This is a genomic window from Actinomadura livida (assembly GCF_014648675.1).
Taxonomy (GTDB): Bacteria; Actinomycetota; Actinomycetes; order Streptosporangiales; family Streptosporangiaceae; genus Spirillospora; species Spirillospora livida.
In genome coordinates this window covers 11,730-33,587 of sequence record NZ_BMRO01000021.1, presented here as the reverse complement: position 1 = coordinate 33,587, position 21,858 = coordinate 11,730, and the positions used below count along the sequence as shown (strand labels likewise).

Sequence of the window (21,858 nt, the reverse complement as noted above, 5' to 3'; positions counted from 1 at the left end):
CGCGGGGGACGCGCCTGGTGCCGGGGAGGCGCCCGGAGCCGCTGATCGGAGCGAAGCCATGAGATACGGCGTCCGGTTGGGGGTCGATGTGGGGAGCGTGCGGGTCGGGGTCGCGCGGTGCGATCCCGGCGGCGTGCTCGCCACGCCCCTGGAGACCGTGAAGAGCGGCAAGGGCGACGTCGACCGGCTGGTGGAGCTGGTCGCCGAGTACGAGGCGATCGAGGTCGTCGTGGGCCTGCCGACGTCGCTGTCGGGCCGGGAGGGTCCGGCGGCGGAGGCGGCGCGCAGGTTCGCGGACCGGCTCGCGGACCGGCTCCCCCCGGAGACGGTCCGGCTGCACGACGAGAGGCTCACCACCGTCACGGCCGAGAGCGGCCTGCGGGCGGGGGGAGTGCACGGGAAGGCGCGCCGCAAGGTCGTCGACCAGGCCGCCGCGGCGGTGCTGCTCCAGGCGGCACTCGACGCGGAGAGATTGACGGGAAGCCCCCCAGGCGAGATCGTCCGGGGGAGCTCATGAACGACTTGGACCTTTTCTCGGACCCGTACGGCGATCCGTACGGGGACGGGCGACCCGCGCCGGAGGGCCGGCCCAGCCGCAAGGACCAGCGGCGCACCCGCAAGGTGCAGAAGCGCCGCAGGCGCAACGGCCGGGCCGCGGCGCTGTTCGCGATGGCGTTCCTGGTGGCGGTGTTCGGCACCGGCGGCGTGCTCGGCTACGCGTGGCTCGACGACAAGTGGAACCCCCCGGACTACGCCGGCCAGGGCACGGGGAGCGTCACGGTCCAGATCAAGGACGGCGCCAGCGGCGCGGTGATCGGCAAGGCGCTGGAGGAGCACGAGGTCGTCAAGAGCTCCCGCGCGTTCGTCAAGGTGTTCCAGACGGAGACGCGCGCGTCCAGCATCCAGCCGGGCTTCTACCAGATGCGGCAGAAGATGTCGTCCGCGGCGGCGATGGCGCTGCTGCTGGACCCCAAGTCGCGGGCCGACACCCAGATCACGATCCCGGAGGGCCGGCGGGCCGTCGAGGTCTTCGAGCTCCTGGCCAAGAAGACCGGGATCCCGGTGAAGGAGTTCCAGGCCGCAGCGAAGAAGCCGGAAGGGCTGGGCCTCCCGCCGTACGCGAGCAACAGGGTGGAGGGCTACCTGTTCCCGGGCCGCTACGACCTCGACCCGAACGGCTCGGCGGGGCAGATCCTCAAGCAGATGGTGGACCGCTTCAACAAGGAGGCGACGAGCGACGACCTCGTCGGCAAGGCGCGCGACGCGGGGATGAAGCCGGGGACGGTCATCACGCTGGCCAGCCTCATCCAGGCGGAGGGCGCCCGGCCCAGCGACCTGCCGAAGGTCTCCCGGGTGATCTACAACCGGGTCGAGAAGGACATGCCGCTGCAGTTCGACAGCACGGTCGTGTACGCGCTCGGCAAGCGGACGCTCACGGTGACCAACGAGGACCTCAAGTACGACTCGCCGTACAACACCTACAAGTACAAGGGGCTGCCTCCGGGGCCGATCGGCAACCCGGGGAGCGCGGCGATCGAGGCGGCGCTGAAGCCGAAGGACGGGACGTGGCTGTTCTTCGTCACCACCGACCCGGACCGCGGGATCACCAAGTTCGCCTCCACCTACGAGCAGCAGCTCGAGCTGGAGAAGGAGTTCCGGGCCTGGCAGCGGGCGAACCCGGGCAACTGAGCCGAGGGAGTGGCGGTGGGGGAGACGGCCCGGCGGGCCGCGGTGCTGGGCGCGCCGATCGCGCATTCGCTGTCGCCGGTGCTGCACCGGGCGGCGTACGCGGCGATGGGACTGGAGGGCTGGTCCTACGAGGCGATCGAGTGCCATGAGGACGGCCTGGCGGGGCTGCTGGACGGCCTCGGCCCCGAATGGGCGGGCCTGTCGCTGACCATGCCCCTGAAGCGCGTCGCGCTGGACTTGGTGGACGCCGTGTCGGACCAGGCGGTGAAGGTCGGCGGCGTCAACACGATCGTCCTGCGCGACGGGCGGCGCCACGGCGACAACACCGACGTGCACGGCATGGTGACGGCGCTGACCGAGGCCGGCGTCACGATCGGCGGGCCGGACGGCAGAGCGCTGGTGCTCGGCGGGGGTGCGACCGCCGCGTCAGCCCTCGCGGCGCTCGCCGCGCTCGGCGCGGCCGAAGCGGTGCTCGCGGTGCGCACCCCGGAGCGCGCCGCCGGGACCGCCCGGGTCGGGGAGCGGTTCGGGCTCGCGGTCCGGGTCGTCACCCTCGACCAGGTGACCGCGGAACTCCCGGCCGAGTTGGTGGTGTCGACACTGCCGGGGCGGGCGGCGGACGCGTTCGCCGCTCCGGTCGCCGCGTCGGGCGCCGCCCTGTTCGACGTCGTGTACGCGCCGTGGCCCACGGCCCTGGCGGTGGCGGTCGAGAAGGCCGGCGGGACGGTCGTGGGCGGCTTCCCGATGCTGCTGCACCAGGCCGTCCGGCAGGTTGCGCTGATGACCGGCCGCGACGACGTGCCCGTGGCGGCGATGCGCGCCGCCGGGGAGGCGGAGCTGGCCCGCCGGGCGCGCCTGGCGTGAGCCGGCTCAGGACGCGGCGGGCGGCGGCGCGCGCTGGGTGCGCCGGCGCCGCATCGACTCGTTGACGGCGGTGAGGATGATCGGCAGGATCACGCTCAGCCAGAAATCCTTCCACCCCCACAGCCCGGCCGCGACGCCGACCGCGCTGCCCGCGCACACCAGGACCAATAGGGACGCCGCCCAGTGCCGTCGCGCGAGCGCCACCGGGTCGACGAGCCGGCTGTGCGGCAGCAGTTCGGCCAGGGGGACGTCCCGGGCGTGGGCGCGCTGGACGACCGTCGCGTCCGGCAGCCAGTGCAGCACGTCGGCGTTCCCGGCGAGGGGGAGCCGGGCGAGCGCGACCAGGGTCTCCAGCCGCCACCACAGCGTCCACAGCGACGTCCGGCCGCTGCCCGGGTAGCCGTTCCGGCGCGGGTCGGCGACCTCGCCGCGGACCAGTGTCCGGAACGCGCGGGCGACGGCCGGCCCGTGCGGGCCGCGCGGGTCCCGCAGCAGGGCGTTGAGCGCGATGGGCAGGCCGTAGTGCCAGAGCGCGAGCCGCCACACCGGCTTCGCCCCGGTGCCGTGCGGGGAGACGGTGCCGTGCGGGGAGACGTCGTAGGTCTCGATCCAGGTGTCGTCTTCGGTGCCGAGGTGCTCCAGCAGCCAGTCGTAGGCGTCCAGCAGCCGCTCCGTCCTCAGGTCCGGCCGTGCTTCGGCCAGCGTGACCAGCACGAACGCGGTGTGGGTGACGGTGGGCCGGGACGCCTGGGTCGGTCCCCAGCCGGGGCGGTGCGCGGTCCGGTCCGCGGTCAGCCACTCCACGCCCCGGTCGACGGCCGGGGCGTAGGGGTTGAGCTGGCTGAGCGCGCGGAGCGCCAGGCAGGTCGGCCACACCCTGGACCGGCAGCCGTGCAGCGACCCCCAGCCGCCGTCCGGGTTCTGGTTGAGCACCAGCCACCGGTAGGCGCGTTCGAGGTCGGGCGCGTCGTCGCGCAGGTCGCAGCGGGCGCGGGCGAGGAACCGCGCGATCCATGCGGTCGCCTCCACGACCGGCATGCCCAGGCTGGTCTTGGTGGCCCAGCCGCCGTCCCGCAGCGCGTCCCCGGAGGTGGTCTGCCGGGCGGCGAGGAAGGCGAGCCCCTCGTCGAAGTACTCGAAGGGGCGGCCCGCCTCCACGAAGGCCAGGAGGCCGAGGGCCGTCGCGGTGCTGCCCGGCTCGGGCCGCGTGAGCTCGTGGTACCAGCCGCCGCCGTCGCCGAGCGCGGGCGCGTAGGTGTCGCGGAGGACGTCCAGGGACTCCTCCAGCCGGGCGTGCAGGACGGCCATGTCGATGGCGGAGGCGGCGGAACGCGGGTGCGCGCCGCGGTCGCGCGGGGCGCGGGGTGCGGGGAGGGGAGGTCTCTGATTCACGATGTAGCCTTCTGAGCTTTTTATGCCCATTTGGCGATGATTTGTATCTCGTGGGTTCTATGTCGGTATCCCCGGCAGTACGGCCCGCCGCTGCCGGGCACCGGGACCTTGAAGGCGGAACGGTTCCCCGTCCCTGGTGCTGGAGGCGGCCTTGGCCGAGCCGACGATCTGGAACGAGCCCGGTCACGACTGCGTCCTCTGCCCGCCCCTGCGGTTCCGGTTCAACGACATGGCGGACCTGCCGGGGGAGTCGGGGGTCATCGGGCGCGACGCGGACTTCCTGCTGATCCCCGACGTGGCGCCACTCGCAGACGGGCACGTGCTGCTGGTGACCCGCGAACACTACCGGTGCGCCGGGGCTTTCGGGCGGCGGATGTGGGACCGGGCCCTGGCGTGGCGGGACCGCGTCGCCGGCCTCTACGGCGAGGCGTACGGGAGCCGCGACCTGGTCCTCTTCGAGCACGGCCCGGCCACCACTCAGGGCGGAGGCGCCTGCATCGACCACGCGCACTGGCACTTCTTGCCCGGGACACGCGGCCTGCGGTCGGCCGTGGAGGCGCACGGGCTACCGGGTGCGCCCGCCGACCACGCTGCTCTGCGCGCGTACATCCGCGAGGGCCGCTCCTACCTTCTGGTGGAGGAGGACGGCGTCGCGACCGTCCACGCCGGCGACGGCGTGCGCAGCCAGTTCCTGCGCTGGGCCGTCACCTCCGCCGGGCGCGGCGGGACCTGGCGCTGGCAGGAGACGTTCGGGCTGCCCGGCAGCAGGCGCAGCTTCTTCCGGACCCTCCAGGCCATGCGCACGGCGGCCGGCCGGCTGGAGAACGTTCAGGCCGCCGCCGACGGCGAGGAGAGCCACCAGTAGAGCTCGGCCGCCGCCAGCCGGTCGCCGAAGCCCACGCGCTCGACCCCGTCCCCGTACCCGGTCGGGTACTCCAGCGGCGCCCCCTCCCGCCGGTAGGCGATCGTCCGCTCCAGGGACGTCGCGCCGAACCGCAGCAGCCACAGCGGGCGCCCGGCCACCGCGCGGTCCAGCGCCGGCAGCAGCTCCCGCACCTCGTGCGCGGCGACCGGCGCCGGACGGCCGAGCAGCCGCGCGAGCGTCGGAGCCTCGGAGATCACGAGGTCGGCCAGGCCCAGCATCGGCAGCACGGCGTCCGGCGGGAGCCGCGCGTCGACGTCGTGCGGGACGAGGTCGAACGCGACCGGCGTCCCCGCGTCCCGGGCCGTCCGGGCCGCCGCGTGCAGCGCCGCCCGCGAGACCGGCGACAGCAGCGAGTACCCGTCGGCGGCCAGGACGTCCGCGCCCCCGATCACGCCCGCCGCCGCGCGGACCTCCGGCCCGGTGAGGCGGCGGCCCGGCGGCTCGTCCTGGACGACCAGGAGCCGGCTGCCCGGCCCGCCGCCGCACGGCCGGTCCCGCAGCATCACCGCGACGCCGTTGGGCGCGCCCGCCTCGACGCGCAGGTGGTCGGCCACGCCGAGCCGCCGCAGCTCGCCGCGGATCACCGGCGTGAAGTCGTCGTCGCCGACCTTGGCCAGCACGCCGACCCGGCGGAAGTGGCGCGTCGCGCGCCGGGCCAGGTTGACGGCCGTCCCGGCGACCATGGCCCGGGTCGGCGCGTAGGAGAGGTGATCCGCGTGCAACTCCGCGAAGCGGACGTCCGGGAGCGACGCGCGGACCTCGATCCCCACGTCCCCGATGATCAGGAGGCTGAACCGGCGCTCGCCCGTGCCCGCCAGGCCCGGCCACTCCACCGGCGGTCGGGTCGGGGCCATGTCGCGGCGGCTCAGCGGGGCGGGAGCAGGAACGCCCGCATCACCGGACGCAGGCTCGGGATGAGGTCGTAGGCGCCGATCTCCTCCAGCGGCACCCAGGCGCAGTCGTCGAGGTGGTCGCCGGAGTCCTGGTTCTCCAGGCCGGCGTCGAGCGTCAGCGGCCGGCAGCGGCGGGCCGCCGCCACGACGCGTATCCGCCCGCCCGGGGAGGGCGCCGTGCGGTCGGGCATGAACCACTGCCAGAGGTGGAACGGCGGCCCCGGCTCGATCTTGATGCCGACCTCCTCCCAGACCTCCCGGCGGATGTGGTCGTCGAGGTCCAGGTCGCCCGCCACCTCCAGGCGCCCGCCCGGAACCTCCCAGCGCCCCGGATGGAACGGGTCGGACGCGGCCTTGCGGACCAGCAGCAGCCGCCCGCCGGAGACGATGAACGCCTTCTGGGCGAACTCCAGCCTGACCGGTGCGAGGGAGCTGCGGGAACCGGGGGCGCCGGCCCCTGCCGGGGGCATGGCGGGAACCACCTCCCTGGTGCCGGCCCCACCGGGCCGTCGTCGCCTCACGGTAACAGCCGGGGCCGGGGACGCCGAGAGGCCGATCCCGCCACAACCTCATCACCCGGTCCGGGAATGGGCCGGCGTCCCGGCACGTTGACGAAGGTGGCGTACCTCACGCCGACCGGCCGCGAAAGCCGCGAGATCGCAGGCCATCGACCGGGGCACACGGTGCCCGCAGATGGTAATGTGGTTGGCCGACCGGCCCTGTGCGCGCGACCGATGCGGTGGCGCGGACCGGGCGCTCAAAGCGGAGGCCACCTCCCACCTGACCGGCCGAAGAGGCCGCGGTTCCTGTTCGCCGCCCATCAGGGCGGCTCGCCGGAACCCGCGGTGTCGGTCTGGGGACGACCCCAGACCCAGAAGCCGGTGGGTCCTCGGTCCGGCGAGCGGGCTCCACGCCCGTAGCGCCGTCGTCCTCGGACGGCTCCGCCGTCCAGGAGACCGAAGGTGGCCCCGTGCGTGAGTCGTGCGGGGCTTTTCCTGTGGAAGCCTCGGGGTACGACCGGTCCAACGAACTTGAGAACGGCCCCAAGGAGGTCCCATCAGCGCCGAACCGCGTATCAACGACCGCATTCGCGTGCCCGAGGTCCGGCTCGTCGGCCCGAACGGCGAACAGGTGGGCATAGTGCCCATCGCCAAGGCCCTTGAGATCGCGCGTGAGTCGGACCTCGACCTGGTCGAGGTGGCGCCCACCGCGCGTCCGCCCGTCGCCCGGCTCATGGACTACGGCAAGTTCAAGTACGAGTCCGCGATGAAGGCACGTGAGGCGCGGAAGAACCAGGCGCACACGGTCATCAAGGAGATCAAGCTCCGCCCGAAGATCGACCCGCACGACTACGAGACCAAGAAGGGTCACGTGGTGCGGTTCCTGAAGGCCGGGGACAAGGTGAAGGTCACGATCATGTTCCGTGGCCGCGAGCAGTCCCGTCCGGAGCTCGGCTACCGGCTGCTGCAGCGGCTCGCCGACGACGTCGAGGAGCTCGGCTTCGTCGAGTCGCGGCCCAAGCAGGACGGCCGGAACATGATCATGGTGATCGGTCCGCACAAGAAGAAGACGGCCCGCGGGCAGGAGGCCGAGAGCACCGCCTGACGGCCGTTCGGGACCGGCCACGCGGCGGTCCCGGACTCCGCGACCTCGCACCGGAGCGGGGTCGCGGCGCACGTACATTGATGCCTGACCTGGCGTGTCCACGGAACCCCGTGCGATGCGCCGATCAGGCGCGCTCCCATGCGTTCCGCACGGGAGCCGGGAAGAAGGAGACGACGGCGACCATGCCGAAGACCAAGACGCACAGCGGCGCCAAGAAGCGCTTCAAGGTGACCGGCTCCGGCAAGGTGATGCGCCGCCGCGCCAACAAGAACCACCTGCTCGAGCACAAGCCGTCCAAGCGGACCCGGCGGCTCGACGGCCCGGCCGTGGTGGCCGACGCCGACGCCAAGAACATCAAGAAGCTGCTGCGCAAGTAGCCCTCGATCTGCAACATCAGCGACCGGCCGAGGCTGGCATGGCCCCGGCCCCCACGAAGGAGTTCAGCACGTGGCACGCGTGAAGCGGGCGGTCAACGCCGCCAAGAAGCGTCGGGTCGTCCTGGAGCGGTCGAGCGGCTACCGCGGTCAGCGTTCGCGCCTGTACCGCAAGGCCAAGGAGCAGCAGCTCCACTCGATGACCTACGCGTTCCGGGACCGCAAGGACCGCAAGGGCCAGTTCCGCCGGCTGTGGATCCAGCGGATCAACGCCGCGGCCCGCGCCAACGGCATCACCTACAACCGGTTCATCCAGGGCCTGAAGGCCGCGGAGATCGAGGTCGACCGCCGCATGCTCGCCGAGCTGGCGGTCAACGACCCGGCGGCGTTCACCGCGCTGGTCAAGGTCGCCAAGGACGCGCTTCCGGCCGAGGGCTCGGAGGCCGCCTGACCCCGGGATCCCGGCGACAGGCGATCACAGCGATATGGCGGGCCGCGAGCTGACCTCCCTCCGATCACCACGGGTGAAGGCCGCTCGCCGGCTCGCCAAGCGGGCATTCCGGCGCCGCGAGCACCGGTTCCTCGCCGAGGGGCCGCAGGCGGTGCGCGAGGCGCTGGAGATCCCCGGCGGGCTCGCCGAGCTGTTCACCACGGCCGAGGCCGAGGCCCGCCATCCTGATCTGGTGCTCGCCGCGGAGCGCGCCGGCGCGCCGGTCCTGCGCGTCAGCGGCGAGATCATGGCCGAACTCGCCCAGACCGTCACCCCGCAGGGGCTGCTGGCGGTCTGCGAGTTCGTCGACGTCCCGCTGGACGAGGCGCTGAAGGCGGGGCCGCGGCTGGTGACCGTCCTCGCGCACGTCCGCGACCCCGGCAACGCGGGCACCGTCCTGCGCACCGCCGACGCCGCCGGCTCGGAGACGGTCGTGTTCACCGACGCGTCCGTCGACCCGTACAACGGCAAGTGCGTGCGGGCCTCGGCGGGCAGCCTGTTCCACCTGCCGGTCGTCGTCGGCCCGCGGTTCGGCGAGCTCGCCGCCGAGCTGAAGGGGGCCGGGCTCACCGTCCTGGCCGCCGACGGCGCGGGCGGCCGCACCCTGGACGAGGCGATCGACCAGGGCCTGCTCGCGCGGCCGACCGCCTGGGTGTTCGGCAACGAGGCGTGGGGGCTCCCCGAGGAGATCCTCGCCCACGCCGACGAGGTCGTAAGGGTCCCCATCTACGGGCGCGCGGAGAGCCTGAACCTGGCGACGGCGGCGGCCGTATGCCTGTACGCCTCGGCACGCGCCCAGCGGAGCGCCGGCCCGGCGGGCCGGGCGGTTCCGCCGGGATGAGAAGGACCGGGCGGGACGACCGAACGTGAGGGCTGGTGCGGCGATTCGATGCGTTGCGTGATCGGATGGCCGCAATCGGTCGCCTCCGGTGTCGTTTTCCGGCCGGTGAGCTGCGAAAATGTTCTGCGCACGTGCGGCGGGCAGGGGGTCCGCCGCGATGCGGGGCTCCTTCGCAGGTAGGAGCGGGATACGGGTCCGGCGAGGGAGTGCGCCGGCCGGTTCCGCGGCCTACGGTGATGATCAGTGCGTTGACCAGGGGCGGCGACGGCGCCGTGCAGAGTTGGGGGCGAAACGTGATGACCGACGAGTTCAGGCCGTCCAGGAGGGCGGCGGGCCGGCGCGTGCCGGAGGTGAGGTGCCGCACGGCCGCTCCGCCCGGAGCCGCCGCGCCCACCGCGCCCACCGCGCCCTCCGCGCCGGCCGCTCCGCGACCGGCCGCGGCCCCCGGCGTCGGGGCCGCCGTCGCCGAGCCCGAGGCCGGGCTGGACCTCGCCGTCGCCCGCGTCCGCGGCGACGCGGCCGTCATCGTGGTCAACGGCGAGATCGACCTGCGCACGGCCGACGTCCTGCGGGCGAGGCTCGTGGAGCTGCACGCCGCGGGGCCGCGCCGGCTGGTGGCCGACTTCACCGCCGTGCCGTTCTGCGACGCGGCCGGGCTCGGCGCGCTGGTCGCGGCGCACAACCAGATCGCCGCGACCGGCGGCGAGATCGTGCTCGCCGGGGTGCGCCCCGCACAGCTGCGCCTGCTGCGCATCACCGGGCTGCACCGGCTGTTCGGCGTGCACGCGGACGTGCAGGGCGCGCTCGATGCGCTGGACTCGTCCACCGCGTCCGGCTGACGTCCCCGGCGTCCCGGTGACGCCCCGTCCCGTCCCCGCCGGAACGCCGCCCGAGTGCCACACATCCCTTTCCGCGGGGCGGTTTCCGGCTCCCGTCATATGCCCGACTGCGGCTAGAGTCTCTTCTCGACAGGCCGCGTTCTCTTCGGTGTTGTGGAGGCCGCTGTGGGCGGAGAGGAACCCCCTCGCGTGGCCGCGCGCGCGCCCGCGGCCGGGCTCGGGCCGGACTCCGCGGGGGTGTCGCCGGACGACCTTCCCGACGGGATGCTGGTCGCCGACCGCGACGCCCGGGTCGTCGTCTTCAACGCCGCCGCGGCGCGGATGACCGGGATCGCCGCCGCGTCCGCCCTGGGCCGCGACTTCCGCGACGTCCTGCCGCTGCACGACGCGGAGGGCCGCGACTGGTGGAAGTGCCTGGCCCCCTACGACGGCCTCCGCACCCGCACCCGCCACCCCGAGCGCGTGCTGTTCCTGCCCGGCGGCACCGAACTGCTGGTGACCGCCGCGTACCGGCGGGACGCCGATGGCGGCGTGGAACGGTTCACCGTGTGCCTGCGCGACGCGCTGCACCGCGCCCGCCAGGAACGCGACCGCGCCGACCTCGTCTCCACCGTGGCGCACGAGCTGCGGTCCCCGCTGACGAGCGTCAAGGGCTTCACCGCCACGCTGCTGGCCAAGTGGCACCGCTTCAACGACGACCAGAAGCGCGTGATGCTGGAGACGGTCAACGCCGACGCCGACCGGGTCACCCGCCTGATCACCGAGCTGCTGGACGTGTCCCGCATCGAGGCCGGCCGGCTGGAGATGCACCGCCAGGTCGTCGACCTGCCCGAGGAGGTCCGCAAGGTCATCGCGGGCCGCGTCGCCGCCGGGGAGCCGGAGGACCGGTTCCGCTTCGAGTCCCGCGGCGTCCTGCCGGAGATGTGGCTCGATCCCGACAAGATGGGCCAGATCCTGGGTAACCTCGTGGAAAACGCGGTGCGCCATGGAGCCGGCACTGTCACCATCGTGGTGGAGCCGGATGCGCACAAGGAGGGAGCGGCCGTGTCGGTGCGCGACGAGGGCGAGGGCATTCCGCCCGAGGCCGCCCAGCGCGTCTTCCGGCAGTTCTGGCGCGGCCCCGGCGGCAACCGCCGCGGCGGCACCGGCCTCGGGCTCTACATCGTCAAGGGCCTGGTCGAGGCGCACGGCGGCGTGATCACCGTGCGGCGGGCGCCCGGCGGCGGCGCCGAGTTCCGATTTACCGTGCCCGCAGGGGCCCCCGACTACGCCACCTGAGCGCGGCGCACGCCGCGCGGCCGCCCGGCGACACGGGCGGAGGCGCCACCGGGTCCCGCAGGGCCAGCGCGTCACGCGCACGTTTTCCGGATCCTCATCGCCCGCGCACTAGACTGCGGGCGTCCCACGCCGACCGGAGTCGATCACACCACCATGTCTGCACCCAACAAGTCCTATGACCCCGTCGAGGTGTCCGCGCTGCAGCCGGAGGAGCTGGAGCGGGCCCGCGAGGAGGCGCTCGCGGCCATCGCCGCGGCGGCCGACCTCGACGAGCTGAAGCGGGTCCGCCTGGCCCATGCCGGGGACCGCTCGCCGCTGGCGCTCGCCAACCGCGAGATCGGCGCGCTGCCGCCAGCGGCCCGCGCCGAAGCCGGCAAACGCATCGGCGCCGCCCGCGGCGCGGTGTCCAAGGCGCTGAAGGAGCGCCAGGCCGAACTGGAGGAGGAGCGCGACCAGCGCGTCCTCATCGAGGAGACCGTCGACGTCACGCTGCCGTGGGACCGCGCCCCCCGGGGCGCCCGCCACCCGCTGACCACCATGCAGGAGCGGATGGCCGACGTCTTCGTCTCGATGGGCTTCGAGGTCGCCGAGGGGCCCGAGGTCGAGGCCGAGTGGTTCAACTTCGACGCGCTGAACTTCAAGCCCGACCACCCCGCCCGCACCATGCAGGACACGTTCTTCGTCGGCTCGGAGGAGACCGGGCTGGTGCTGCGGACGCACACCTCGCCGGTGCAGATCCGGGCACTGCTGTCGCGTGAACTGCCGGTGTACGTCGTGGTGCCGGGGCGCACGTTCCGCACCGACGAGCTGGACGCCACGCACAGCCCCGTCTTCCACCAGCTGGAGGGTCTCGCGGTGGACGAGGGCCTCACGATGGCCGACCTGCGCGGCGGCATCGACGCGTTCGTGGGCGGCATGTTCGGCGCGGGCCTGAAGACGCGGTTCCGTCCGTCGTACTTCCCGTTCACCGAGCCGTCGGCCGAGGTCGACATGCAGTGCTTCGTGTGCCGGGGCGCGTCCGCCGAGCCGGGCGGCGACCCGTGCCGCACCTGCAGCTCGGAGGGCTGGATCGAGCTGGGCGGCTGCGGCATGGTCAACCCGCGGGTGCTGGTGGCCTGCGGCGTCGACCCGGACCGCTACAGCGGCTGGGCGTTCGGGGTCGGCGTCGAGCGGACGCTGATGTTCCGCCACGGCGTGGAGGACATGTACGACATGGTGGAGGGCGACGTGCGGTTCACCCTCCCGTTCGGGATGGAGATCTGATGCGGGCCCCGCTTTCCTGGCTGCGCGAGTACGTCGAGCTCCCGGCCGGCGTGGACGGCCGCGCGCTGGCCGCCGAGCTGATCGCGGCGGGTCTGGAGGTCGAGACCGTCGAGCGGGCGGGCGCCGACATCACCGGCCCGCTCGTCGTCGGGGAGGTCCTGGCGGTGGAGGAGCTGACCGGCTTCAAGAAGCCGATCCGCTACTGCCAGGTGGACGTCGGCGACGCCAACGGCACCGGCGAGCCGCAGAACATCGTGTGCGGCGCGACGAACTTCGCCGCCGGCGACCGCGTCGTGGTGATCCTGCCGGGCGGCGTGCTGCCCGGCGGCTTCGAGATCGGCGCCCGCAAGACCTACGGCAAGGTGTCCGAGGGCATGATCTGCTCGGTCAGCGAGCTGGGCATCGGGGAGGACCACAGCGGCATCCTCGTCATGCCGCCGGACACGCCCGTCGGCGCGGACGCGATCGAGCTGCTCGGCCTGCGCGACGACGTCCTGGACATCGCGGTCACCCCCGACCGCGCCTACGCCCTGTCGATCCGCGGCGTCGCCCGCGAGGCCGCGACCGCCTACGGCGTGCCGTTCAAGGACCCGGCCGACGTGGAACTGCCGCGGGGGCCGGAGGAGGACCGGGACGCCTACCCGGCGAGCATCGCCGACCCGTCCGCGTGCGACCGGTTCGTGCTGCGGGAGGTCCGCGGCTTCGACCCGGACGCGGCGACCCCGATGTGGATGCGGGTCCGCCTGCACCGCGCGGGGATGCGCCCGGTGTCGCTGGCCGTCGACATCACCAACTACCTGATGCTGGAGCTCGGCCAGCCGCTGCACGCCTTCGACCGGAACAAGCTCACCGGCCCGATCGTCGTGCGGCGCGCCGCGTCCGGCGAGAAGCTGGAGACGCTCGACCACGTCACGCGGGAGCTGGACACCGAGGACATCCTCATCACCGACGAGTCGGGCCCGATCTCGATGGCGGGCACGATGGGCGGCCTCGCCACCGAGATCGACGACCGCTCGTCCGACATGGTCATCGAGGCGGCGCACTTCGACGACATCGGCACCGCCCGGATGAGCCGCCGCCACCGGCTGCACAGCGAGGCGTCCTACCGGTTCGAGCGCGGCGTCGACCGCGAGCTGCCGCTGTACGCGTCCTACCGCGCGGTCCGCCTGCTGGCCGAGCTGGGCGGCGCGGAGATCGTGCCGGGCGTCACCCACGCGGAGGTGCCCGTCGAGCCGGTGACCGTCACGATGGACGCCGGCCACCCCGACCGGGTCGCGGGAGTGACCTACGGGCGGGACGCGGTCGTCCGCCGCCTGGAGCAGGTCGGCTGCACGGTCGAGGGGGACGGGACGCTGGCGGTGACGCCGCCGTCCTGGCGCCACGACCTCACCGACCCCAACGACCTCGCCGAGGAGGTCATCCGGCTGGAGGGCTACGAGGACATCCCGGCCCGCGCCCCGCGCCCGGTCGCGGGGAAGGGGCTGACCGCCACGCAGCGGCTGCGCCGCCGCGTCGGCCGCGCCCTCGCGGGCGCCGGCTACGTCGAGGCGCTGACCTTCCCGTTCGTCGCCGGCAAGGACCTGGACGGCCTCCAGCTCCCCGAGGACGACGCCCGCCGCCGGACGCTTCGTCTCGCGAACCCGATGTCGGAGCAGGAGCCGCTGCTGCGGACCACGCTGCTGCCGGGCCTGCTCAAGGTGCTGGCGCTCAACGTGGGACGCGGCTTCGGCGACACCGCCCTGTACGAGCTGGGCGTGGTTTTCCGGCCGCGTCCGGACGCGCCCGAGCGCGCGCCCCGCCTACCGGTCGACCGGGGGCCGACGCAGGAGGAGCTGGCGGCTCTCGAGGCGGCGCTGCCCGACCAGCCGTACCGGGTGGCCGTCGTCCTGACGGGCGACCGCGAGCCGTCCGGCTGGTGGGGCGAGGGCCGCCCGGCGCTGTGGGCGGACGCGATCGAGGCGGCCCGCACGGTGGCCCGCGAGGTCGGTGTCGAGCTGACGGCCAAGGCCGACCGGCACGCCCCCTGGCACCCGGGCCGCTGCGCGGCGCTCTACGCCGGTGACATCCTCGTCGGCCACGCCGGGGAGCTGCACCCGCGCACCCTCAAGGCGTACGGGCTGCCCGCGCGGTCCTGCGCGATGGAGCTGGAACTGCGTCGCCTCGGCGATCCCGCGACGGTCCGTGCGCCGCACGTGTCGAGCTACCCGGTCGCGACCCAGGACGTGGCGCTGGTCGTCGACGCCTCGGTGCCGGCGGGCGAGGTGGAGGCGGCGCTGCGCGAGGGCGCGGGCGAGCTGCTGGAGGCGATCCGGCTGTTCGACGTCTACACCGGCGAGCAGGTGGGCGAGGGCCGCAAGTCCCTGGCCTACGCCCTGCGGTTCCGCGCGCCCGACCGCACCCTCACCGCCGAGGAGGCGTCGCGGGCCCGCGCCGCCGCCGTGGCGTCCGCGTCCGACCGCACCGGCGCGGTCCTGCGCGGCGCCTGACCCACCGGCACGGAGGTGCCCCGGCCCGACTCCGGGCCGGGGCACCTCCATTTTCGCGAACTTCTTAACGCTACTTGTGTAGCGATAAGCGGTGAGGTAGTCTCGACTCCGTCACATCGCCGCCCGGCAGGGGAGTCCATTGAGGATCTGAGGTCCGACACCGCGCGTCCGGCCGTCATCGGCCCGCGCACGTGACCTCAGAGCGGACTCCGTACCGCCGGGCTTTCTCATGCCCGCCGGCACGTCGCGTGACCCGCGGTGTCTCCATGTGTCCAGCACCTGACCTGCTCACCGCCCATGGAGGCCACCCATGTCATTCGCCATCGTGTGCTCGGGCCTGTCGTTCGCCTGGGCGGACGGCACCGCCGTTCTCGACGGCCTCGACGCCGCGTTCGGCACCCGCCGGACGGGCCTGATCGGCGTCAACGGCTCCGGCAAGTCCACCCTGCTGAAGATCATCGCCGGGGAGCTGCGGCCGCTGTCGGGGACCGTGTCCGTCGAGGGGGAGATCGGCTACCTGCCGCAGAACCTCGTCCTGGACGACACCGCCACGGTCTCGGACCTGCTCGGGATCAGCGCGACGCGCGCCGCCCTGCACGCCATCGAGCGCGGCGAGGCCACCGAGGAGAACTTCACCGCCGTCGGGGACGACTGGGACGTCGAGGAGCGCGCCCGCGCCGAGCTCGACCGGCTCGGCCTCGGCCACCTCGGCCTGGACCGGGCCGTCCCGACGCTGTCGGGCGGCGAGGCTGTGCTGGTCGCGCTCGCGGCGCTGTTCCTCGCCCGCCCCGGCGTCCTGCTGCTGGACGAGCCGACCAACAACCTCGACCTGGACGCCCGGCAACGCCTGTACGACGCCGTCGCGTCCTGGACGGGCGTCCTCGTCGTGGTCAGCCACGACCGGGAGCTGCTCGACCGCGTCGACGAGATCGCCGACCTGCGCGACGGCGCGGTCCGGTCGTTCGGCGGGAACCTGTCCGCCTACGAGGAACTGCTCGAAGTGGAGCGGGAGGCGGCGGAGCGGGCGGTGCGGGCCGCCGAGACCGACCTGCGCCGCCAGAAGCGCGAGCTGGAGGACGCCCACGTCAAGCTGGCCAGGCGGCAGCGCTACGGCAAGAAGATGTACGAGAACAAGCGGGAGCCGAAGATCATCATGGGCGCGCGCAAGCGGCAGGCGCAGGAGGCGGCCGGCAAGCACCGCATCATGCACGAGGAGCGGCTCGCCGGCGCCCGGACCCGGCTCACCGAGGCGGAGGAGGCGGTCCGGGACGACGCGGAGATCCGCATAGAGCTGCCCGCCACCCGCGTCCCGGCCGGCCGGACGGTCCTCACCGTGACGGGCCTGGCGGCGCCCGAGCCGGAGGCCGGGACGCTGTCGGAGCTGATCGTCCGGGGTCCGGAGCGGATCGCGCTGGAGGGCGCGAACGGCTCGGGCAAGACCACGCTGCTGCGGACGCTCGTCGGCGACCGCGTCCAGGAGGGGGTGAACGTCAGGATCGGCGTGGACGGCGTGCGGTACCTGCCGCAGCGGCTCGACGTCCTCGACGAGGAGCTGAGCGTGCTGGACAACGTCCGCGCACAGGCGCCGTCGGTGCCGCCGGCGCGGATCAGGGCCGGGCTGGCGCGCTTCCTGTTCCGCGGCGCGCGGGCCGAGCAGCGGGCGGGGACGCTGTCGGGCGGCGAGCGCTTCCGCGCCGTGCTGGCGTCCCTGCTGCTCGCCGAACCGGCCCCGAAGCTGCTGCTGCTGGACGAGCCGACCAACAACCTCGACCTGGCGAGCGCCGCGCAGCTCGCGCAGGCCCTCGCGGCCTACGAGGGCGCGCTCGTCGTGGCCAGCCACGACGTGCCGTTCCTGCGCACCCTCGGCATCACCCGCCGGCTGCGCGTGGACCGCGCGGCGGGCATCACCGAAGCAGGACCCATGTAGAAAAACCCGGTGATATGGCGATCAGGGGCTGTTAGCGTCGTCCTGCATCGAGGGGAGTGACGGGGTGCCGACGAAGCTGAACCAGATCATCGCGGTCGAGAAGGGCGTCAAGAGCAAGTCCTTCCAGGACCTGACCGCCGCGCACCATTCGGTCCAGAAGGCCCCGCTGCTGTCGGGCATCTCGCGGACCTACCAGCCGAAGGACGAGGAGGGCGAGCAGCTGCCGGCCGAGTCGACCCGCGTCCAGGTGAAGGTCGACGACGTCCTGCGCGACGTGACGGCCTCGCTGACGCGGCTGTTCGACGTCACCGCCACCAAGGACTGGGCGAACTGCGTCGCCCGCGCCGACGTGACGGTCGACGGCACGACGCTCCTGCGCGACGTCCCGGTCTCCTACCTGCTCTTCCTGGAGAAGCAGCTCAAGGACCTGCACACGTTCGTCAAGAAGCTGCCGGTGCTGGACGCCGCGGAGACGTGGACGTTCGACCCGTCCACCGACGTGTGGCGCACCGAGGCGGTCCGCACGGTGAAGACCAAGAAGGTGCCCCGCAACCACGTCAAGGCGGAGGCGACCGAGAAGCACCCGGCCCAGGTCGAGGTGTACTACGAGGACGTCAGCGTCGGCCACTGGACGACGGTGAAGTTCTCGGGCGCGCTGCCGGCCAGGCGGGTCAACGAGCTGCTCGGCCGCGTCGAGCGGCTGCAGGACGCGGTCAAGTTCGCCCGCGAGGAGGCCAACGGGACCGAGGTCACCGACCAGCGCGTCGGTGAGGCGGTCTTCGGCTACCTGTTCGGGTGACCGGCCTCCCGCGGCCCTCCGGGGGCCGCGGACGGCTCGAGTGACAACTCAATAGGATCCCCCCGCCGCTGCGCGGGGGGTGCGCGAGGAGCGCAAGCTGAAGCTGAAGCCGAAGCTGACCAGGGTGTGCGACACAGTGCGGGTTCGACTCCCGCCCCCGGCACCCGTGCCGGGGTAGCCCAACAGGTAGAGGCGGCCGCCCGCTCAATCTCAGACTCTCGCTCCAGACTCAGCATTCGCCGCCGATCGCCGGATCGCGCGGACGTGGACGGAAACCGTCGAGATGCCGGTTCGAATCCGGCTCGCTCTGCTCGGAGGGCGATGGCGTAACGGGATCGCGCGACGGTCTGAGACTGATCCGCGTCCATTCATGTGCCGGCGTGCGAATTGGGCGGCAACCTCAGGGGCCCGGGGGCGGCTAGACCCCCGGGCCCCGCTCGCGCCTCCGGGCCGGGTCCTCCGGGCCGGGTCCGCCGAACCGGGTACGTCCTCCGGGTTGACCGGCGCCGCCGGGATGGGCATCGTCGCCTGGATGATGCGGATCTCGACACGCCGGTCCGGCGCCCTGGCCGCCGCGGTGGTGCTGGCGGCGGCCGGATGCGGCGGCGGAGGGGGCGGCGAGCGCGAGCGGGCCCCCGCGCCGCGGGCCGCGTCGCCGTCGGCCTCACCCACGGCGACGCCCCTGCCGGAGCCCGACGGCAAGCTGGCGAAGAACCCCACGGGCCTGGCCCAGGACCTGGAGCGGACCGACCGGGCCCTGCGGCTCGCGGTGGACGAGTGGGTGCGCAGCGACCCGTCCCGGACCGGGCCGCCCGACGCGGTCGTCCACCTGGCCCTGCGGCAGCAGCGGATCTACCGGGTGCTGGCGAAGGACGACGGGCTCGAGAAGCGCACGCGCGACCTGCTCCCGGGCGGGGTCGCCGCCGCGACGCGCGACAACACGGTCGCCGTCCGCAAGCTCCTGGAGCTGGCGAAGCCGGAGGACGACCTCGGCAAGTTCCGGACCCGGGAGCCGCTCCCGGCGGGCGTGCTGCTGAAGCACTTCAAGGACGCCGGGAAGCGGTTCGGCATCGACTGGCAGGTGCTCGCCGCCATCATGCTCGTGGAGACGAAGTACGGCCGGATCAAGTCGCCGAGCTGGGCGGGGGCGAAGGGCCCCATGCAGTTCCTGCCCGCGACCTGGCGGCAGTACGGGATGGGCGGCGACATCCACGACCCGCGCGACGCGGTCATGGGGGCCGCCAACTACCTGAAGGCGTCGGGGGCGCCGGACGACTACCGGCGGGCGCTGCACGCCTACAACCCGACCCCGCTGTACGTCGACGCGGTGCAGCGGCACGCGAGGCGGATGAAGAGCGACCCGCGTGCCTACTACGCCTACTACAACTGGCAGGTCTTCGTGGTGACCACCCGCGGCGACGTCCGCATCACCGGCCCCGGCGCGCGCCGCTGACGGCGTCCGTCAGGTGAGGACGCGCTTGGTGAAGGTGCGGGTCGCGGCCCACGTCACCAGGACCGTCCCGCCGACGAGGGCAAGCAGGAACGCCCACGCCGGCATGTGCGGGACGTCCGGCGTGAGGGCGCTGCGCAGCCCTTCGCTGATGTACACCAGCGGGTTGAACAGGCTGAGGATCTGCAGCCAGCGGATGTCGTCCAGCGCGGACCACGGGTAGTAGACGCAGCCGAGCATCGTCATCGGCAGCAGCACCATCCCGAACAGCACCTGGACCTTCTGCGGGTTCATCAGCGTGCCGAGCAGCAGGCCGCCCGCGGCCGACAGCAGCGACCCGGCCACCATGACCAGGACCAGCACCGGCCAGTTCGCCACGTCCACGCTGGGCGCCTCTCCCTCGGCGTGGATGAGCAGCACCGCGGGGAACACCAGCAGCCCGCCGATCAGCCCCTGGACCGCCGCCGCGACGATCTTCTGGGCGGCCAGCAGCGGGATCGGCACCGGGGCCAGCGCCCGGTCGGTGATCGACTTCTGCCAGTTCAGCTCCATCATGAGGGGGAAGATCACCGCCATCATCGCCTGCATGATGATGGACGACCCGACGAGGCCCGGCAGCAGGATCGTGGAGAACGTCGGCCCGCCGGGGACCGCCATCGCGCCGCCGCCGAGCTTCGGCAGCACGTAGGCGAACACGAAGACGAACATGACCGGCTGCACCAGCACCCGGACGAACGTGGACAGGAAGTTCTTGCGCATCACCCGCGCCTCGCGCGCCATCATCGCGGCGAACGTGCGGGGGAGCGTCGCCCGCGCCGGAGGCGGCGGGGCTGGGGCGGTGGTGCTCACCGGATATCTCCATTCTGGCCACTGCTCGTGGAGCAAGTGATACGTTGAGTAACGCCCGGTCGGGGAGAGCCAAGTCGGCCGGGTCTACCGCCGGGCCGGCGGAATGTCAGGTCTGTGGAGCTGGCGTAAGACCGATGGGCAGCACTCTGTCCCTTGCCGTTGATTCGGGTCGGCTGCCGTCTGAGAAGCAGAAACCTCAACCTGCGAAGGTTGAAGCCCACTGTTTCAACAGGGGGAAGAGGTCAATCGCGGTAGTCCCTTCCTGTGAGGGCGAGGAAGACGGTCTCCAGGCTGGGGCGCAGCTGGCTGGCGTCGGTAACGCCGACGCCAGCCGCAGACCCCAGCTCGACCAGTTCGCCGAGGAGGCCGTCGGGTTCGGCGGCGAATACGCGCACCTGGCCGTCGTTGATCTCGACCTTGCTGATGCCCTTACGGTCGGCGAGTGCCCTGATCTTCTCTGGGACGGCCGCGTCGTAGGCCACGGTGATGACGGTGTCGGCGCCCGCGCTGGACTTCAGATGGTCCACTGTCCCGCTGGCGAGGATTTTGCCGTGGTCGACGACCGCGACCCTGTCGCAGAGGGCCTCGGCCTCCTCCATGTAGTGGGTGGTCAGCACGATGGTCTGCCCGGCGGCCTGCAGCCCGCGCAGCACCTCCCACAGGTTGGTCCGGGTCTGCGGGTCGAGCCCCGCGGTCGGCTCGTCGAGGAACAGCACCTCGGGGCCGTGCATCAGGGCCCGGCAGATCATGACGCGCTTGGCCTGCCCGCCCGAGATCTCGAACGGGTTGCCGCCGCGCTGGTCGGCCAGCCCGAACAGGTCCAGCAGCTCGGCCGCCCGGGCGCGGGCGTCGCGGGCGCCGAGCCCGAAGTACCGGCCGCGGAACTCCAGGTTCTCGGCGACGGTCAGGTCGCTGTCGAGGGTGTTGTTCTGCGACACCACCCCGATGCGGCGCTTGATCTCGACGGCGTCGCGCACCACGTCCAGGCCGAGGACGCGCGCGCTGCCGCCGGTGGGGACGACCAGGGTGGTGAGCATCCCGATGGTGGTCGACTTGCCCGCGCCGTTCGGGCCGAGCAGCCCGAAGAACTCGCCGCGCGGGATGTCCAGGTCGATGCCCTGCACGGCGGGAACCGCCGGACGGGGCCCGGACGGGGGATAGGTCTTCTCCAGGCCGGCCGTGCGGACGGCGGCCTCCGAGGGGTCGGTCATGCGCCTTCTCCCTCCGCTCCCTCTCCGCGGGAGCAGGTCTCTTGGTGGGGGTGGTCCCCGAACTGCCTGATCAGGGCGAGCAGGAACCTGCGGACGGCGGCCTCGTCGGCCTCGTCCGCGACGTCGTAGAGCCGCGACAGGTCGCGGCCGATGGGCCCGGACTTCTCGGCGAGCAGCCGCCGGCCGGAGTCGGTGATGCGCAGCATCACCCCGCGCCGGTCCCGGTAGGAGCGCTCGCGCCGCACGTGCCCGTTGCGCTCCAGGGTGTCGACCACGGAGGTGACCGTGGCGGGGGTGACGAGCAGCCGCTTGGCGGCCTCGCCGGGGCGCAGTCCGTCCTCGACGATGAGCAGCCGCAGCAGGAAGAACCCGGTCGGGCTGATGCCGTGCCGCTCGATGATCCGCCACACGACCGGCCCGGACAGCCGGGAGGCGAGCCCGAACAGGCGGCCGATCGGCCACTCCTCCATCGACGGGAACGCTTCCAGGTCGTCGAAGCCGAAGTTCTTCATGCGGGTGATGTTAGAGCCCTGATGATTAGACAGCAAATCTTTAGATGGCTAATTAGCTTCCCTGGCACGGCGTCAATGTAGGTTGACAAGTCGGAGGGTGTCAACCCTGATTGACGAATTGCCCCGGCCGGATTCGAGTTGTATAGAAATCCAAGCTCATGCATACTCTTA

The 21,858-nt window shown here is 73.0% G+C and carries 21 protein-coding genes; 15 read left to right on the top strand and 6 right to left on the bottom strand.

Annotation, left to right across the window (positions count from 1 at the left end; all coding sequences use genetic code 11):
• Positions 1-58 precede the first annotated feature (58 nt).
• From ruvX to IEZ03_RS33900, 3 genes are read left to right on the top strand one after another with little or no spacing between them, the layout of a single operon-like run.
• Positions 59-517: a Holliday junction resolvase RuvX gene (gene ruvX / locus IEZ03_RS33910; RefSeq protein ID WP_184885068.1), complete on the top strand. Its 459-nt coding sequence runs from the start codon at positions 59-61 to the stop codon at positions 515-517.
• Complete coding sequence (mltG, locus tag IEZ03_RS33905) at positions 514-1,689, top strand: endolytic transglycosylase MltG (RefSeq protein WP_184885066.1); 1,176 nt, start codon at positions 514-516, stop codon at positions 1,687-1,689. The genes ruvX and mltG overlap by 4 nt, the downstream gene beginning before the upstream one ends.
• Before the next feature lie 15 nt (positions 1,690-1,704).
• Positions 1,705-2,553, top strand: coding sequence for a shikimate dehydrogenase (locus IEZ03_RS33900; protein ID WP_184885064.1), 849 nt, complete (start codon positions 1,705-1,707; stop codon positions 2,551-2,553).
• A 6-nt stretch (positions 2,554-2,559) separates the two neighbouring features.
• Here the strand turns inward: IEZ03_RS33900 and IEZ03_RS33895 are convergent, their stop codons facing one another.
• Entirely contained in the window at positions 2,560-3,945 is a 1,386-nt protein-coding gene (locus IEZ03_RS33895; protein WP_184885062.1) for a prenyltransferase/squalene oxidase repeat-containing protein, read from the bottom strand.
• A 151-nt stretch (positions 3,946-4,096) separates the two neighbouring features.
• On the opposite strand from IEZ03_RS33895, the gene IEZ03_RS33890 reads away from it, so the two are divergent.
• Positions 4,097-4,810 carry an HIT family protein gene (locus IEZ03_RS33890; RefSeq protein ID WP_184885060.1) on the top strand — a complete coding sequence of 238 codons (714 nt, stop codon included), beginning with the start codon at positions 4,097-4,099 and terminating at the stop codon, positions 4,808-4,810.
• Here IEZ03_RS33890 and IEZ03_RS33885 read toward each other — a convergent pair.
• On the bottom strand, positions 4,774-5,724 hold the full coding sequence (locus IEZ03_RS33885; RefSeq protein ID WP_184885058.1) for a carbohydrate kinase family protein: 951 nt from the start codon (positions 5,722-5,724) through the stop codon (positions 4,774-4,776). The two genes, IEZ03_RS33890 and IEZ03_RS33885, sit on opposite strands and share 37 nt — an antisense overlap.
• A gap of 11 nt (positions 5,725-5,735) precedes the next feature.
• On the bottom strand, positions 5,736-6,233 hold the full coding sequence (locus tag IEZ03_RS33880) for an NUDIX domain-containing protein (RefSeq protein ID WP_184885056.1): 498 nt from the start codon (positions 6,231-6,233) through the stop codon (positions 5,736-5,738).
• A gap of 586 nt (positions 6,234-6,819) precedes the next feature.
• Here IEZ03_RS33880 and infC point away from each other — a divergent pair.
• From infC to IEZ03_RS33825, 11 genes are all read left to right on the top strand, one after another.
• The gene (gene infC / locus IEZ03_RS33875) at positions 6,820-7,368 is read left to right on the top strand and encodes a translation initiation factor IF-3 (RefSeq protein ID WP_131950606.1); all 549 of its coding nucleotides are present in this window, start codon (positions 6,820-6,822) and stop codon (positions 7,366-7,368) included.
• 182 nt (positions 7,369-7,550) lie between these two features.
• A complete protein-coding gene (gene rpmI, locus IEZ03_RS33870; protein WP_131975075.1) occupies positions 7,551-7,745 on the top strand; it encodes a 50S ribosomal protein L35 in 195 nt (64 codons plus the stop codon).
• Positions 7,746-7,815: 70 nt separating this feature from the next.
• Positions 7,816-8,193, top strand: coding sequence for a 50S ribosomal protein L20 (rplT, locus tag IEZ03_RS33865; RefSeq protein ID WP_131974900.1), 378 nt, complete (start codon positions 7,816-7,818; stop codon positions 8,191-8,193).
• 34 nt (positions 8,194-8,227) lie between these two features.
• On the top strand, positions 8,228-9,073 hold the full coding sequence (locus IEZ03_RS33860) for a TrmH family RNA methyltransferase (RefSeq protein WP_132048086.1): 846 nt from the start codon (positions 8,228-8,230) through the stop codon (positions 9,071-9,073).
• Positions 9,074-9,369: 296 nt separating this feature from the next.
• Positions 9,370-9,912, top strand: a complete 543-nt coding sequence (locus IEZ03_RS33855) for an STAS domain-containing protein (protein ID WP_184885054.1) — start codon at positions 9,370-9,372, stop codon at positions 9,910-9,912.
• 189 nt (positions 9,913-10,101) lie between these two features.
• Positions 10,102-11,190, top strand: a complete 1,089-nt coding sequence (locus IEZ03_RS33850; RefSeq protein WP_268248586.1) for a sensor histidine kinase — start codon at positions 10,102-10,104, stop codon at positions 11,188-11,190.
• A gap of 153 nt (positions 11,191-11,343) precedes the next feature.
• Positions 11,344-12,453, top strand: coding sequence for a phenylalanine--tRNA ligase subunit alpha (gene pheS, locus IEZ03_RS33845; protein WP_184885041.1), 1,110 nt, complete (start codon positions 11,344-11,346; stop codon positions 12,451-12,453).
• Positions 12,453-14,939 (top strand): phenylalanine--tRNA ligase subunit beta, encoded by a 2,487-nt coding sequence (gene pheT / locus IEZ03_RS33840; RefSeq protein ID WP_184885039.1) that lies wholly within the window; start codon positions 12,453-12,455, stop codon positions 14,937-14,939. Before pheS ends, pheT begins: the two co-directional genes overlap by 1 nt.
• 310 nt (positions 14,940-15,249) lie before the next feature.
• Positions 15,250-16,866, top strand: a complete 1,617-nt coding sequence (locus IEZ03_RS33835) for an ABC-F family ATP-binding cassette domain-containing protein (protein WP_184885038.1) — start codon at positions 15,250-15,252, stop codon at positions 16,864-16,866.
• Positions 16,867-16,930: 64 nt separating this feature from the next.
• The gene (locus IEZ03_RS33830; RefSeq protein WP_131950614.1) at positions 16,931-17,665 is read left to right on the top strand and encodes a DUF7873 family protein; all 735 of its coding nucleotides are present in this window, start codon (positions 16,931-16,933) and stop codon (positions 17,663-17,665) included.
• A gap of 496 nt (positions 17,666-18,161) precedes the next feature.
• Entirely contained in the window at positions 18,162-19,118 is a 957-nt protein-coding gene (locus IEZ03_RS33825) for a lytic transglycosylase domain-containing protein (protein WP_184885036.1), read from the top strand.
• A 9-nt stretch (positions 19,119-19,127) separates the two neighbouring features.
• Here the strand turns inward: IEZ03_RS33825 and IEZ03_RS33820 are convergent, their stop codons facing one another.
• The 3 genes from IEZ03_RS33820 to IEZ03_RS33810 all read right to left on the bottom strand — a co-directional run bounded on the left by IEZ03_RS33820 (position 19,128) and on the right by IEZ03_RS33810 (position 21,687).
• Positions 19,128-19,964 carry an ABC transporter permease gene (locus tag IEZ03_RS33820; RefSeq protein WP_229808745.1) on the bottom strand — a complete coding sequence of 279 codons (837 nt, stop codon included), beginning with the start codon at positions 19,962-19,964 and terminating at the stop codon, positions 19,128-19,130.
• Between the two features lie 242 nt (positions 19,965-20,206).
• The gene (locus IEZ03_RS33815) at positions 20,207-21,175 is read right to left on the bottom strand and encodes an ABC transporter ATP-binding protein (protein ID WP_184885034.1); all 969 of its coding nucleotides are present in this window, start codon (positions 21,173-21,175) and stop codon (positions 20,207-20,209) included.
• Positions 21,172-21,687 carry a MarR family winged helix-turn-helix transcriptional regulator gene (locus IEZ03_RS33810; RefSeq protein WP_184885031.1) on the bottom strand — a complete coding sequence of 172 codons (516 nt, stop codon included), beginning with the start codon at positions 21,685-21,687 and terminating at the stop codon, positions 21,172-21,174. Before IEZ03_RS33810 ends, IEZ03_RS33815 begins: the two co-directional genes overlap by 4 nt.
• Positions 21,688-21,858: the final 171 nt, after the last annotated feature.